General features: G+C 52.6%; 11 protein-coding genes. 4 read left to right on the top strand and 7 right to left on the bottom strand.

What is annotated here, in order from left to right; all coding sequences use genetic code 11:
• Window positions 1-159: 159 nt before the first annotated feature.
• Together argP and AC1M7R_RS07785 are read right to left on the bottom strand one after the other, a co-directional pair.
• A complete protein-coding gene (gene argP, locus AC1M7R_RS07790; RefSeq protein WP_072396092.1) occupies window positions 160-1,056 on the bottom strand; it encodes an HTH-type transcriptional regulator ArgP in 897 nt (298 codons plus the stop codon).
• 371 nt (window positions 1,057-1,427) lie between these two features.
• Window positions 1,428-1,643: a DUF1737 domain-containing protein gene (locus AC1M7R_RS07785; protein ID WP_072431410.1), complete on the bottom strand. Its 216-nt coding sequence runs from the start codon at window positions 1,641-1,643 to the stop codon at window positions 1,428-1,430.
• A gap of 472 nt (window positions 1,644-2,115) precedes the next feature.
• Here AC1M7R_RS07785 and AC1M7R_RS07780 point away from each other — a divergent pair, with 472 nt between their 5' ends.
• The 4 genes from AC1M7R_RS07780 to AC1M7R_RS07765 all read left to right on the top strand — a co-directional run bounded on the left by AC1M7R_RS07780 (window position 2,116) and on the right by AC1M7R_RS07765 (window position 8,468).
• On the top strand, window positions 2,116-2,475 hold the full coding sequence (locus AC1M7R_RS07780; RefSeq protein WP_072431409.1) for a DUF6124 family protein: 360 nt from the start codon (window positions 2,116-2,118) through the stop codon (window positions 2,473-2,475).
• A gap of 317 nt (window positions 2,476-2,792) precedes the next feature.
• Window positions 2,793-4,067 (top strand): glycoside hydrolase family 68 protein, encoded by a 1,275-nt coding sequence (locus AC1M7R_RS07775; protein ID WP_490610332.1) that lies wholly within the window; start codon window positions 2,793-2,795, stop codon window positions 4,065-4,067.
• Window positions 4,068-4,659: 592 nt separating this feature from the next.
• A complete protein-coding gene (locus AC1M7R_RS07770) occupies window positions 4,660-5,019 on the top strand; it encodes a DUF6124 family protein (protein ID WP_490610331.1) in 360 nt (119 codons plus the stop codon).
• Between the two features lie 272 nt (window positions 5,020-5,291).
• Window positions 5,292-8,468 (top strand): Eco57I restriction-modification methylase domain-containing protein, encoded by a 3,177-nt coding sequence (locus AC1M7R_RS07765; protein WP_490610330.1) that lies wholly within the window; start codon window positions 5,292-5,294, stop codon window positions 8,466-8,468.
• Window positions 8,469-8,639: 171 nt separating this feature from the next.
• On the opposite strand, the gene AC1M7R_RS07760 is transcribed toward AC1M7R_RS07765, so the two are convergent.
• The 5 genes from AC1M7R_RS07760 to AC1M7R_RS07740 all read right to left on the bottom strand — a co-directional run bounded on the left by AC1M7R_RS07760 (window position 8,640) and on the right by AC1M7R_RS07740 (window position 13,791).
• The gene (locus AC1M7R_RS07760) at window positions 8,640-9,251 is read right to left on the bottom strand and encodes a hypothetical protein (RefSeq protein ID WP_490610329.1); all 612 of its coding nucleotides are present in this window, start codon (window positions 9,249-9,251) and stop codon (window positions 8,640-8,642) included.
• Complete coding sequence (locus AC1M7R_RS07755) at window positions 9,238-10,482, bottom strand: hypothetical protein (protein WP_490610328.1); 1,245 nt, start codon at window positions 10,480-10,482, stop codon at window positions 9,238-9,240. Before AC1M7R_RS07755 ends, AC1M7R_RS07760 begins: the two co-directional genes overlap by 14 nt.
• A 920-nt stretch (window positions 10,483-11,402) precedes the next feature.
• Window positions 11,403-12,134, bottom strand: coding sequence for a LexA family transcriptional regulator (locus tag AC1M7R_RS07750; protein WP_072458860.1), 732 nt, complete (start codon window positions 12,132-12,134; stop codon window positions 11,403-11,405).
• Between the two features lie 206 nt (window positions 12,135-12,340).
• Entirely contained in the window at window positions 12,341-12,868 is a 528-nt protein-coding gene (gene ppa, locus AC1M7R_RS07745; protein ID WP_072395734.1) for an inorganic diphosphatase, read from the bottom strand.
• A 101-nt stretch (window positions 12,869-12,969) separates the two neighbouring features.
• Window positions 12,970-13,791 carry a M90 family metallopeptidase gene (locus tag AC1M7R_RS07740; protein ID WP_490610327.1) on the bottom strand — a complete coding sequence of 274 codons (822 nt, stop codon included), beginning with the start codon at window positions 13,789-13,791 and terminating at the stop codon, window positions 12,970-12,972.
• Between the last annotated feature and the right edge of the window lie 6 nt (window positions 13,792-13,797).

Below are 13,797 nucleotides of genomic sequence, written 5' to 3'. Positions count from 1 at the left end.
GCATCCGATCCAGTACTTTTCACGATGACGAGCCCCCTCACTCACCCAGTCTTGATGTCCGTTCGAGTCTACGCCCAAGCATGTCGCGCAAACGGCGCGTTAGATTTTTTAAAGCCACGCCAGTAACGCTTAACGAGCCTTGACGCCGTGGCGGATCGCTCAACAGGGCGCCGGTTGCAGGGACTTGCTGGCGGTATCGATGATGCGCCTTCCCACCAGGTCCTTGACCACCGAGTGGTTCATCCAGCCATGCCAGTAGAGCGGTTCGCGGTAACTGCTGTCCGGCATCAGGTCCACCAGTTGTCCTTCTTCGAGCAGCGGCGCGGCGACATCCGCGGGCATCAGCGTATAGCCCAGCCCCGCCAGGACCGCATCCTGGACCATGGGCAATGAAGGCAAGTAATGACAGGGGAACCGCTCGATCGAGACGCCGAGCAGTTCGCGAAGGAAGGCGGTGTGGCGCGTGTCATTGCGCCCCCGGGTGATCGCCGGCGCGTCGAGCAGCGAATGCGTGCCCATGCCGCGGGCCAGATAGCGGCGCATATAGTCGGGGGTGCTGACACATTTGTATTCCATGGCCCCCAACGGATGGACTTCAAACCCATCGAGGGGATCGGCGACCACCGACACGCACCCCTGGACATCCCCGCGCTTGAGAATGTTCAGGCTGGAGCAACGATCATCGGAAATGATTTCGACACAGACCTGTTCGGCCCGCATCAACTCGATCAACAGCGGGGCGAACCAGGTATTGAGCGAGTCGGGGTGTACACCGATGGCAATCTTGGAGTTCGTATTGCCTTTGCGCGACAGCAACCTCAGCACATCATGTTCGAGCGAACGCAGTGCCGAGACATGCTGCAACAAGGCCTGGCCGGCCGATGTGGGATGAATGGGTCTTTCGCGAATGACCAGGATGGTTGAAAGCGAGTTTTCCAGCGACTTTATTCGTTGCGAAATGGCACCGCTGGTGATGTTGAGCGCCGAGGCCGCGCGTTCAAAGCTCTTGTGTTCGATGACGCAGGCAAACGCTTCCAACTGTTGGCGATCCAGCATGACAACCTCCCTGTAAGCCACCGCGTTATCAGGCCAATAACGCAGGGTCATGAACATCCGTGTGCTCGTGGCTGACTGGCCACCCCACATACATTTTCATTGGCAGCGGCAATCCGAAAACGTCGGATCGTTTGAATAAGGAAGACTGTCATGGGGAACGCTGCCCCAGTTGATCAAATCACAAGCGCGCCCCATAGGGTGGGGCGTTGCGTTCGTATTTCCTGTTCGATACGAATCACGTCGCTTGCGCCTGAGCCGTCGGCATAGTCCGAACGGCTATATTGTTATGCGAACAAAATAGACCCATAACGCCCCTTGAGACAAGCCCTGGATCCAATCCATTCGGCGGGCCGAGTCATGGCTTTGCGGTGCTATCGGGCGTCAGCGAAAGGGGGCGCGGTGAGGGTGCCTGTCGGCCAGAGAATCGCCTGGGCGACGATGGTCCGCTCACCATTGAAAGTGACGGCCGGGCCACCATGCAGCGTATAGCCCATTTTCAACGCATCGCTGACCCGATGACAGAATGCGGCATCGTCGGGGCCTGTCAGCACCCGGTAGATGGGAAGCCCGTCGGGCGGTAGGTTCATGGTCATTCTCCTTGAGTACGACGGCAGCGAAATGCCCTCCGTCCGTTCGACGCCGCCGTGGGGAGCGTCCTGCACACCGTGAGGCAGTCTACTCGCCGTGGATCCGGGCAAACAACGGTCATGCCGCATCGGCCCGCCACCCGACACCGCTGCAATACCCAACCGACACCGCCTTGCGCCGTTGCCTACAACTACGCCAGAATCCGCCGGCTTGTGCGCCTGGGGTCGCGTCGGTAGCTTGGGACCTGTCACTGATTGTCAGTGATCGGGTTTAGTCGCCCGTTGTTGCTAAGTCGCTCAAGCGTCCTTCAGTCAGGGATCTCCCCATCCCTGCACTTGATGGTGGCTGTGCGCAGGGCGCCTTTGGGCGCGCCGATTTCTTAGCTCGTCGGTCGACTAACCTGCGTACAGCTGCCTCCCAATCGTTTAGTCGCGAGCGGGTTGTAGCCTTAACCAAACGAGAGCTAAGGCCATGGTCAAAATTACACCGAACCCCCCAGTCAACGACGAACACGTCTCCCGCGCCCAGACTGCCCGCAACAGGAAAATCGACGACGCAGCCACCCGAGCATTGGATTTCTACCTGAAACCCAAGCCCGACAAGGAAACGTCCGACACTCTCAACACCCTCTTTCGCATCGTTTCCGATGTCGATTCCGAATGCCTGCTGGCCAGCCTCAGCGAGAACCTGGCTTCGGCCAACGCCATGATCAGCGACCTGGCCTTCGACCTGGACGGGTCCAGGCGGCATGTGGCGTTGGGGATCCAGCAGGTGATCGAGTTGAGTGAACTGTTGGCCAATCGAGCGTTGGATATCGTTGAGGTGAGGTAGTCAGCGGACACGCTGCCCCGGATAGGAAAAAGGTCTTGCCACGGCAAGGCCTTTTTTATGCCCGAATGCAACTCGTCCCGCCTGCCGTGAAAAACCCTAATGTGCAGGTAACGTCTTCGATCTCGCCATGAATTAACTTCCAGGAATATCCATCGCTGAAACGTATCAGCATCCAGGAAAAACTCTGAATATGCACAAATGCATTTTTTTGCTTGACCCCTTTGGGGAGCCTCTATAAGGTTGTTTGCACTGTATGCGCATACAGTATTTATCAACCTTTATTCAGTTCAATCCATTCATGGACGAGGTAGTAGCTTATGAAAACCAACGCTGAAAAATTCGGTGTAACCCCCCATCAACCCAGCCTCTGGACCCGCGCCGATGCGTTGAAAGTCCGGGCGGATGATCCCACCACCACCCAGCCTCTGGTCAGCGCGGATTTCCCCGTATTGAGCGACGACGTGTTTATCTGGGACACCATGCCCCTGCGCGACCTGGACGGTAACGTGACGTCCGTCGATGGCTGGTCGGTGATCTTCACCCTGACGGCCGACCGTCATCCAAACGACCCGCAGTACCTGGACGAGAACGGTAACTACGACATCCTGCGCGATTGGAACGATCGTCACGGTCGGGCGAAGATGTACTTCTGGTTTTCCCGTACCGGCAAGGACTGGGAATTTGGTGGCCGTGTGATGGCCGAAGGCGTTTCGCCGACCGTTCGCGAATGGGCCGGCACACCAATTCTGTTGAACGACCGAGGTGAAGTGGACCTGTATTACACCGCCGTCACCCCAGGCGCGACCATCGTCAAGGTGCGCGGTCGGGTCGTGACCACTGAACATGGTGTCAGCATGGTCGGCTTCGAGAAGGTCAAGCCGCTGTTCGAGGCTGACGGCAAGATGTACCAGACCGAAGCCCAGAACGCCTTCTGGGGGTTCCGTGACCCATGGCCATTCCGCGACCCGAACGACGGCAAGTTGTACATGCTGTTCGAGGGCAACGTGGCCGGTGAGCGCGGCTCGCACAAAGTGGGAGAGGCCGAAATCGGCGACGTGCCGCCGGGTTATGAAGAGGTCGGCAACTCCCGCTTCCAGACCGCCTGCGTCGGCATCGCCGTGGCCCGCGACGCGGACGGCGACGACTGGGAAATGCTGCCGCCCCTGCTGACCGCCGTGGGCGTCAACGACCAGACCGAACGCCCGCACTTCGTGTTCCAGGACGGCAAGTACTACCTGTTCACGATCAGCCACACCTTCACCTATGCCGACGGCGTGACCGGGCCGGACGGCGTATACGGCTTTGTCGCAGACTCCCTGTTCGGCCCCTACGTACCGCTCAACGGCTCCGGCCTGGTGCTGGGCAACCCATCCTCCCAGCCATTCCAGACCTACTCGCACTACGTGATGCCAAACGGCCTGGTGACCTCCTTCATCGACAGCGTACCGACCGACGAAACTGGCACGCAGATTCGTGTGGGCGGCACTGAGGCGCCAACGGTGGGCTTGAAGATAAAAGGGCAGCAGACGTTTGTCGTGGCCGAGTACGACTATGGGTACATCCCGCCGATGCTTGACGTCACACTCAAGTAATAGCGGTACGGGGCTTTCAGGCAACGGTTTTGAGGTCGTTGTGGATATGATCGAGATATCCCGCCTGATTCATTGTGATGTTGGTCGCAGGCCCCGTTGAACAACGAGTCGTAACCTTCTTCGCGACTGGCTGCAAGGATGCAGCCAGTCGCGAATGCATTTGCCTGCGACGTATGTACACAAGCACCTCTGTGGGAGCGAGCTTGCTCGCGATAGCGGTGCATCAGCAACATTCCAGCCAGCTGTTTATCGTGACTCCACGAGACTAGCCCCGACCGACATCGCCTTGCGCCATTGCCTACAACTACGCCAGAATTCGCCGGCTTGTGCGTCTTGGGTCACGTCGGTAGTTTGGGTCCTGTCACTGCTCATCAGTGATCGGGTTTCGCAGCCCGGACTCTACAGGCGCACAACGTCACCTTCGAAAGCAGATCGCCCATGTCTGTGATTTCGTCAGAGGTGGCTGTGCGTGGGAGACCCTCGGGTCTGCCGGTCCCTAGAGTCCCGGTCTGCGAACCCGCGTACAGCTGCCACCCCATACTTCGTTTCGCAGCGAAGGGTGGTAGCTCCAACAGACTCTAGGAGCTTTACCATGGTCAAAATTACACCGAACCCGCCAGCTACCGACGAAGCTGTGTCTCGTGTTCAGTCTGCTCGTAACAAGAAGCTCGATGAAGCTGCTGAACGGGCTTTGGATTTTTATCTGAAGCCTACGCCGAAGAAAGAAACGTCTGACAACCCCTGTAGCATCTTCCGCATCGCGCCTGATGTTGATTCGGAGTGTCTGCTCGCCAGTCTCAGTGAAAACCTGGCTGCGGCCAATGCCATGATCAATGATCTGGCGTTTGACCTTGAGGGTTCGCGACGGCGCGTTGCGATGGGGATTTTGCAGGTGATTGAGGTGAGTGAGCTGTTGGCGAATCGGGCTTTGGATATTGTTGAGGTGAGGTAACAAGGGGCCGCGCTTACCCCGGGTATGAAAAAAGGTCTTGCATGGCAAGGCCTTTTTTATGGTTCAGACCTTGAAATAATGGACTGTAAGGTTTGGGAACGCTGTGGAACCATCGCCTGCGGCTGCTAACCCAGTTACCCGTGATTCTTTATCCCAGAGGACGCTTCCTTGGGGGTAGAATGCGAGTTTTTTTGATGGCATCCATTGATCTAACCCTCGCTATTGGGTGTTTTCGTAGGTTGCCCGCTCACCGCTCAGTTGGGGATAGAAACGTGTTTCAACAGGTATTTGATGCAATTCAAGCCAAACGTAATCGCCCGTGGAGTAATGAGGAAGAGGTTCGGGTTGCTTGGATCGGAGCTCTTGAAAGCGGTCTTGGGATTCACTTTGATGCGGAGCGTGCGAAACGTGATGCCAGCTACAATAATGTAATTATCGAATTTAAAGCCCCAGGTTTTTTTAACGGGTCTAAAGATAGCTCGAAGTTCAAAGAGGCGACAGAAGATCGCCTCCTTAAATACATTATCCGTGCGGCCAAGGCTCAGGGCCTGGAGCAGGATGAATACATTGGTATTGCTATCGATGGCGATCATGTCTGCTTTGCTCAGGTGGTCGAAAATTGCATTAGTTCCCAGCACTTGTTGCCATTTTCACCGGAAGTGGTAGGGCTAGTTCTTGAAGCTATTCAAAAAAGTTATCGTCGAGCTGTAATTACTGAAAATCTGATTGAGGATTTTGGACAGGGGGCTCAGCACGGTATTGCTCTAATGCAGGCTATGTCCGATGCGTTAGCTGCCAGCCTTGCTTTAGACGGTAATAACAAGATTAAAATGCTGTTTGAAGAATGGCGTACGCTTTATGGGCAAGTCGCGGATCTTTCTATCGATCAGCAAAGCGCCATCGATGCATCGTTGCGCTTCGTATGGAGAGGTGGTGCCCCATACAAGATGGCTGGTCGACTGTTTGTGATCCATAGTTATAACTCCCTAATCATCAAATTGTTAGCTGCCGAGATAGTTTCTGCTCACAACCTCACCTCAAAGGTAGGTCCGGCCCAGGAGATGGCTTTTCTCTTGAATGATGAGGCGCTGTTAAGAGCGCTTGGAAGTGACATCGAGCGAGGTCAGATTTTTAGCGAGGCTGGAATAAAAGGATTTGTCGAAGAGGCTATTTTTAGTTGGTATTTAGATGTTTGTCAGGACTTTTCTTTTAGACAGCCAATTTTAGCTGCATTGCGCGGTGTCTTGGGCAAGCTCGCTCTTTATCGAACCGACCGACTCGAGCGCACACGCGATGTATTACGTGATTTTTATCAAGGGCTAGTTCCTGAAACATTGCGCAAAAGTCTGGGGGAGTTCTATACGCCCGACTGGCTGGTCGAGCATACTCTTTCCAGTGCGAAAGTCGAAAATTGGTTAAATACTAAGGGGCTTGATCCCACTTGTGGGGCTGGATCGTTCATTATTGAAATGATCCGTCGTAAGCGACATGCCGCAAAAGTAATTGGGATGACCGCAAATCAAACCGTTGAAATGCTTTGCGAGTCAGTATGGGGCTTCGATTTAAACCCCTTGGCAGTGCAAACAGCTCGTGTAAATTACCTTATGGAAATAGCAGACCTATTGAGGGCATGCAAAGGTAAGCAAATTGAAATTCCAATTCTGTTAGCGGACGCCATCTATTCACCGGCACGAGATCCAAACGACGATGAGGATATAGTGTCGTACCAGATTGGTAGCCAAGTGGCACGCTTGGATATTCGTTTGCCATCAGTGCTGGCTTTCAATCGCAAGCGTCTGGACGAAGTCTTTGAACTCATGGGCGAGGCCGTTGAAAAAAACCTCGAATTTGAGCAGGCTGAAAACCTTCTGATCAAGTTTAAGCTTTTAAGTGATGATGATGCGGTTGCTTGGCGTAAACCTTTAAAAGAGACTTATGACCAGGTGCTAAGTCTTCATCGTCAAGACTGGAATGGAATTTGGTTTCGTATCGTACGGAATTTTTTTTGGTCGGCTACAGCAGGCTGTTTCGACCTGGTATGCGGGAATCCACCATGGGTGCGCTGGTCAAAGCTGCCTGAAGCGTACCGGGAGCGGGTCAAACCTACATGCGAGCAGTACTCAATATTCTCCAATACTAAGTTTCATGGCGGTAATGAGCTTGATATTTCTGCGATTATTACTTACACGACGGGGGATAAGTGGTTAAGAGATGGCGGTAAGCTTGCTTTTGTGATTACTCAGACTGTATTTCAGTCTCCGTCATCAGCAGGTTTCAGGAATTTCAAAATATCTCAAGATGATTGGTTGTCTCCGCTTTTTGTTGACGATTTAAAATCCCTAAAGCCTTTTCCCGATGCTGCAAACAAAACTTCTGTGGTGGTTTTTGAGAAGGGAAAAAAACCGCCCAGCTATCCGGTTGACTATCGGGTTTGGGAGGCGGGGAAACGAGGTGGAAAGTCTATTGATCCTGTACTGTCGCTTCGTGACGTTCTCGATCGCGTATCGATTCAAAGTATGGAGGCTATGCCAGTAGGAGAGGAAGGATCGCCATGGGCGATTTTGAAGCATGGGCGCTGGGATGTAGTAAGTAAGCTGTCAGGGGAATCCAAATGGATACTAGGTCGTAAAGGTATTACCGCTGATCTCAATGGTGTTTATTTTGTTCCTATTGAAGATGTTTCTGATTCGGGACTGGTTCAGATAAAAACGAGGCCAGAAGCAGGGAAAAAAGATATTGGCACTGCAAAAAAAGTTTGGGTTGAGCCGGATTTGCTCTTTCCTTTGATTAAAGGGGCTAGTGATTTTGAGGCCTGCTATTTTAAGCCGGCTCAAGAGCTTTTTACATTTGTACCCAATGCCGGTATAAATCGTGATGATTACGAAGCTGCCGAGATTGGCGTTAATGTATTGAGGCGAACAAAGCAGTATTTTAACTCGTTTGAAGACATTTTATCTCAGCGTTCAACTTTCCGTGGTCGGATGCCAGGTGCGCCTTTTTATGCTGTTTATAACGTGGGTGAGTTTACTTTTAAGCCTTGGAAGGTAATCTGGGCTGAGATGTCTGGCAAGTTTTCTGCTGCCGTTGCAGGAAAAGCGGAGGTCCCCTTTAAGGGGGAGTGTCCTTATGTTCCTGATCACAAAGTCTACTTCGTGGCTTTTGATGATAAGCAACAAGCTCATTTTCTCTGTGGTTTGCTTAACTCCCAGATTGTGAAGGAGTATGTTGAGAGCCATAACATTTCTATTCAAGTGGGAAATATTTTCAAACACATGGAGTTGCCTCGTTTTAATAAGAGCTTCTCTGGTCATGTTGAGTTGGCTTTATTAGTTGAGCAAGCTCATCAGGAGCATAATCCTGATAGGCGCCACCTTTTAGTGCGGGAAATTGCAAAACTCGCAGATGCTGTATTAGAGCTCTGGATGGAAAGTCGTAACTCTGGTGCATGAAAATATATCCTAAAAATGTACCTCGCTAGAGCTTTTAGGGAATATGGACGGTCTCGGTGTCCGTCCTGTTCATTGTTTGTTATTAACTATGATCCAGTCGCGAATGTTCTTGGGTGGTGATAAAGGCAGAGTGCTTGCTCTGCATTGTTGTGGCTAATGTTGATTTCATTTTTATTGGGGGTTCGGTTGGGGTTGTAAATATGTGATTTGTCCAACTTCGGTCAGTAGCTTTGAGTTTATTTTTATGTCGCCTTCATTAATTTGGTAATACCATATTGAATCCCTGTCCTTGCGGAAAGCGCATGCTTGAACAGAGTTTTTTTTGTCCTTTACTATAACCCAATAGCATCTCTCCAAAAATTTCTCCGATAGTTTTACACCGATAACTTGTCCCTTTTGATAGGATGAAAAGCATAGGAAAATTATATATAAAAGAGTGATGAGTCCGATTGGTACTACAGGTGTTATAGCGGTGAGTGAATTTAGGAGGATTTTTTTTTGATTTTTTAAAGTTTGCATGCCCTTGGCGAAAGCGATATAGAGTATAAGAGTCGTAGCTAAAGTTGATAGGGTAAGGAAAGTAAAGGTGGCTAATATAATGTGATTATAAAATACTTCAAATGTGATTAAGCCGCCGTCATAGAATATTTTATCAATGGCTGGTTGGCTGAATTCAGGGCTAACACCAAATGATCGCATGAATGCATTATTTTGACTAATGCCGGCGGAGTATACGCAACCTGTCAATAGTAAGGCGCTACTAACTGGCTCAATAACTTTCATGAGCTTTTCCTATTTCTAAAACGTTGACGCCGAAACTGAAGTCTTCTAAGTTGTTTGTGTTTGTCTGGGTGACAGTAATCTTTAAGTTTTCTTTGATTTCTGTTATCGAGCGTTCGCCATCAAGTTTTTTGATTTCACTAGATTTATTTTTGGCGGCTTGAGCGATTTTTTTGAGTAAGTCAGAGGCCTCGGCAGCTTTAAATTTGTCCGTGAATATATCGCCGCTATCAGATGCTCTTCCTTTTAGATTTATTATGTCTTGAGGTGGGAGGTGTTCCAGTTGTTCTACCTCTGCTGAGCTTACTTGACCGGTCATTATTAAGCATGCTAAAACGCCGGCTAAAATTGTGGGCAGCGTAGCACCTGCGCCAAGTGGGATTTTGCACCACATATCGCCGGGGGACATAAACTCGGCCTGACAGGTAACGCCGCACTCTTCTCCGAAGGTCATCCTATCAATGAAGGCTGAAAAGGATTTTGGATCAATAGTTTTGTTATGTATTAGGGTATTCATAAGCTCTTGAGTAAGAGCCATGTTCTGAAACAGCTTCCCGATAGCCAGTGCATTTATCTGATGGGTTGTTCTAATTTTGTTAGAAAAATATAACGATTCGCCATCAGTAAAAAACGGATAAATTAGGTGGAATATTTTTTCACGATGATTGTTTAAGCACGTAATGGTTTGCTGGCCGCGGGTGGCTTTCCTAACTGCTCCTGGTAACTCGTCCTGACGAATAGATGGTCCCCATATTACTTTTTTTCGTAACTTGAACTTTAATTGAATACGGTCGTAGCCGCTACTTCCGTCTTCATTTACGGTCAGTATCTTTACTGGGTTGTGATCGATGTACGGAATGCTATCGCTACAGATGCCGACGCTGTAACCTCCGTCGCTGTTTCGGGTGACGAGAAGGTCTCCTTGCTTAATTTCATTTGTGAATCTTCTGACTTGGCTTAGCAGGTTAAATCCTGATCTGTTTAGGAATCTAGTTTCTTTGCCCTGCTCATCTTTTTTGAACTCGCTATATTTGTCGTTGTGCAGCAGTTGGGACTTTAAGAACTCTTCGGTTGGGAGTGTAGGAGGGATGTCACCTTCATAAGCACTTTCTAGGTGATTAATAGCAATTAAACCGCTTGATCGAAAGTGACGTGCATATTTTCCTTTCTCAGCCCTAACAAACCAAACATTCTGGTCTTCGCGGAGGATCGCAATTTTTATTTTTTCAAGCATGGTAATTCCTTTTACATTCGTAGCGCGTTTCGAGGCCCATCAGCAAGGGCGTCGTCTGTGAGGTTTTTTGTGAAGCATCTTTTTACGATTGTCTCTCGGACGGCCTCAAAATGCCATCACTGGCAGACTTTGCCCCCGGTCTTCCTCCCCGCCTTCCTCATCGCTTTCATTAGTAGATGTTATGAGATCAATGTCGCGAGATCCCAAGTCAGGTGAAGGCCTTCGTACGACGACAGGCATGCGGATTGGTGGTCAGACGCGGGGTAACGGCCCTCTGATCTGTATCACTGTTGCCTATGACTTCGGCGTTTATCCGCTGGCTATGGTAAGGGGCAACACATCGTTATCTGAGCAGGGGAGTCGTAGCAGTAGGAGCATCCGTTTCTTTCTGGAAGAAAAGTCGGGCGCAGATTGGCGAAATGAAATGACCCCTCTGGTCTTCCGGCCCCATCTTTCGCCGCTCGCTATGTAGCTGGAAGCGCAGACCCAAGATTTAACCTGAGCCCTTGATGGCTATGCGTAATCTTTGAGGATGGCTTTTAAAAGACAATAAAAAGCCGGCTTATGGCCGGCTTCTCGTTGACTGACTCAGTTCGTTTTTGACAAACCTCACCAGCCTTCAAAACGTACATCCGGCTCGTGCGGCCGGCTGTGGGACTTGGTCAGAAAGTGATCTGCCTTGTCGGTGCGAGGCGTGTGCTCGCAAATGTGGGGCGCAGGATACGCGGGTTTTTGGCAGAATCCCAGTGGTAAGTGGTGTGGAATCATTGGGTTATCGCTGATCCAAGGGGAAAAGCGGGGGCTGCTTTGCAGCCCAGCGGGGATGAATCCCCTCGCCACAGATGTGCTCAGCACAGATGCGCTCGCCACTGAAGCGCCTGACTACCAGGGGCTTCGGTGGTTGTCTTGCGGTGGGGTGGTCAATCGAACACCGGCGGTCTCTGTTTGTTGAGGGTGGACCACCAGAAGACCCAGCCGATCACTTTTATGTTTTGTGCTTCGATCTGTTCGGCGCTGAAGACTTCGTCCGGGTAGGCCACGCTGTTGTGGCTGCGCAGGCGCAGTCGGTTGCCGGGGATGCGGTGCAGGTACTTGATGCGCAGCATGCCGTCGTGTTCGAGGGCGTAGATCTGGCCGTCGACGATTTGGGTCAGGCCGCGGTCGATGGCGAGGGTGGAGCCGTCTTCGATGCGTTCGGCCATGCTGTCGCCGACCATGGTGGTGCAGATGGCGTCGCTGGGGTTGATTTCCAGGGATTCGAGGTGGCTGCGGGGCAGGCGGGTGGTTTGGCCGGGGATCTCGATGACGTGGGTCTTGATCGCGCCGGGGGCGATGGGGGCTTCCTTGTAGTAGGGCAGTTCGATGTCCGTGGCTTCCGGCACGCTGTAGACGCCCTGGTTTTCGGCGGCGTCGTAGGTAGTGCCGGGGCCCAGCCCCAGCGGGGTTTGCGGGCCTTCGCCGTTGGCGAGCCATTGGGGGCTGACGGTCAGCAGGCCGGCAATGCCGTGGATGCGCCCGGGTGGGATGCCACGGTTGAACCAGTTGTTCACGTGCTGCGATTTCACGCCGTATAACTTCGCGAAGTCGGCGGAGCGGATATTGGCTTCTTTAAGAAGGGCTCTGAAGCGGTCGCCACTGGAGATCTTTTTCATAAACGGAAAGTTTAGGGGCGACTGTGTTTTGAGCAATAAACATGTCGTGCAAATTTATAAGACGATCTTTCCGTTTGCGGGAATTGAATTGAGTGAGCTAAACGCAGATAAACGTTGTTCGGCACTATTAATACATTGAAGTATTAAGCGACGCTCCAGGCATAAAAAACCCCGGTGAAAACCGGGGTTCTTCTGCAAGTTCAGGCTCAGCCCTTGTAGGCGGCAACCGACTTGGTGATCGCTTCGCGGGCGGCGTCAGCACCAGCCCAGCCTTCGATCTTGACCCACTTGCCCTTTTCGAGATCCTTGTAGTTCTCGAAGAAGTGCTCGATCTGCTGGATCAGCAGTTTTGGCAGGTCGGTGTATTCCTTCACATCAACATACAGCTGCGACAGTTTGTCGTGTGGCACTGCGATGACTTTGGCATCGCCGCCGCCGTCGTCGGTCATGTTCAGGATGCCGACCGGACGGGCGCGGATGACCGAACCTGGGGCAACCGGGTAAGGGGTCACCACCAGTACGTCGAGGGGGTCACCGTCGTCGGCCAGGGTGTTGGGGATGTAACCGTAGTTGGCCGGGTAGAACATCGGGGTGGCCATGAAACGGTCAACAAACAGGCAATCGCTGTCCTTGTCGATTTCGTATTTGATCGGGGCGTGGTTGGCCGGGATTTCGATCGCAACGTAGATGTCGTTCGGCAGGTCTTTGCCAGCCGGAATCTTGCTGTAGCTCATTGGGCGGTGCCCCCGTTAGTTGACCAAAAGGCTGGTCGGATTGACCAAAAGTGGCGGCGATTATAGGCATATTCAGCCGCTGATGCCACGTATCAAGGGTCTTAGAGACCTTGGTATGACGCCTGGTAGACCGGATCTTCGGCCTGAAGTTGCCGCAGCCGGGCCAACGGATCCTGGCGGTAGAAAAGCCGCAGCTGTTCATACACCCTGGGGTATGCCTGGTGCAGCAGGTCCGGGGCGCTGAAGAAGTATTCGCTGGTGACGGCGAAGAATTCCGCAGGGTTTTCCGCCGCGTAGGGATCAATGAGGGTTTGTGCATCCGGATCCCGGTCCAACTGGCGATCGAGGTCGTCGAAGGCCTGTTGCATGGCCTCGGCCCAGTCCTGGATCCGCATGTCGGCATGCAGCGGCGGCAGGCCGTTGGCGTCGCCGTTGAGCATGTCGAGCTTGTGGGCCAGTTCGTGGATCACCAGGTTGTAGCCGTCCCAGCCGCCGCTGGCGATGACGCCGTCCCAGGCCAGGATGATCGGCCCCAGGGGCCAGGCTTCGCCGCTGTGTTCGCCATCCCATTCGTGCTCGATGCCACTGGCGTCCCGGTAGCGCTGGGGGCTGAGGAAGTCGTCGGGGTAGAGGACGATTTCGTGGAAGCCCTGGTACCAGTTTAGATCCCCCAGGTGCATCAGCGGGAGCTGGGCCTGGGCCGCGAGCAACAGGCGCTGCTCCTGGTGCAGTTCGACGCCGGGCAGGGCGGTCAGGTGCTTGTCATGCAGGAACAGCACGCAGGCCTCGCGCAGCCACTGGTCCTCGGCGGGGCTGATGCCGTCGAGGAAGCTCAGTTGATGACGCACTCGCTGCCAGGTTTCATCGGCAACGGGGTGCCTGGCGAGGGTGCGTCGGCGACGCCAAGTGCTCAGGGACCACATGATGGG

The organism is Pseudomonas sp. MS01C9, assembly GCF_058202755.1.
The sequence above is the reverse complement of the archived record's forward strand: the minus strand, read 5'-3'. Positions and strand labels throughout refer to the sequence as shown.

What these genes read in the sequence shown, in the direction of transcription:
- AC1M7R_RS07755 (WP_490610328.1), bottom strand. Translation starts at nt 10,482, where the DNA reads ATGCTTGAAAAAATAAAAATTGCGATCCTCCGCGAAGACCAGAATGTT.
- AC1M7R_RS07740 (WP_490610327.1), bottom strand. Translation starts at nt 13,791, where the DNA reads ATGTGGTCCCTGAGCACTTGGCGTCGCCGACGCACCCTCGCCAGGCAC.
- argP (WP_072396092.1), bottom strand. Translation starts at nt 1,056, where the DNA reads ATGCTGGATCGCCAACAGTTGGAAGCGTTTGCCTGCGTCATCGAACAC.
- AC1M7R_RS07770 (WP_490610331.1), top strand. Translation starts at nt 4,660, where the DNA reads ATGGTCAAAATTACACCGAACCCGCCAGCTACCGACGAAGCTGTGTCT.
- AC1M7R_RS07775 (WP_490610332.1), top strand. Translation starts at nt 2,793, where the DNA reads ATGAAAACCAACGCTGAAAAATTCGGTGTAACCCCCCATCAACCCAGC.
- AC1M7R_RS07750 (WP_072458860.1), bottom strand. Translation starts at nt 12,134, where the DNA reads ATGAAAAAGATCTCCAGTGGCGACCGCTTCAGAGCCCTTCTTAAAGAA.
- AC1M7R_RS07760 (WP_490610329.1), bottom strand. Translation starts at nt 9,251, where the DNA reads ATGAAAGTTATTGAGCCAGTTAGTAGCGCCTTACTATTGACAGGTTGC.
- AC1M7R_RS07780 (WP_072431409.1), top strand. Translation starts at nt 2,116, where the DNA reads ATGGTCAAAATTACACCGAACCCCCCAGTCAACGACGAACACGTCTCC.
- AC1M7R_RS07785 (WP_072431410.1), bottom strand. Translation starts at nt 1,643, where the DNA reads ATGAACCTACCGCCCGACGGGCTTCCCATCTACCGGGTGCTGACAGGC.
- ppa (WP_072395734.1), bottom strand. Translation starts at nt 12,868, where the DNA reads ATGAGCTACAGCAAGATTCCGGCTGGCAAAGACCTGCCGAACGACATC.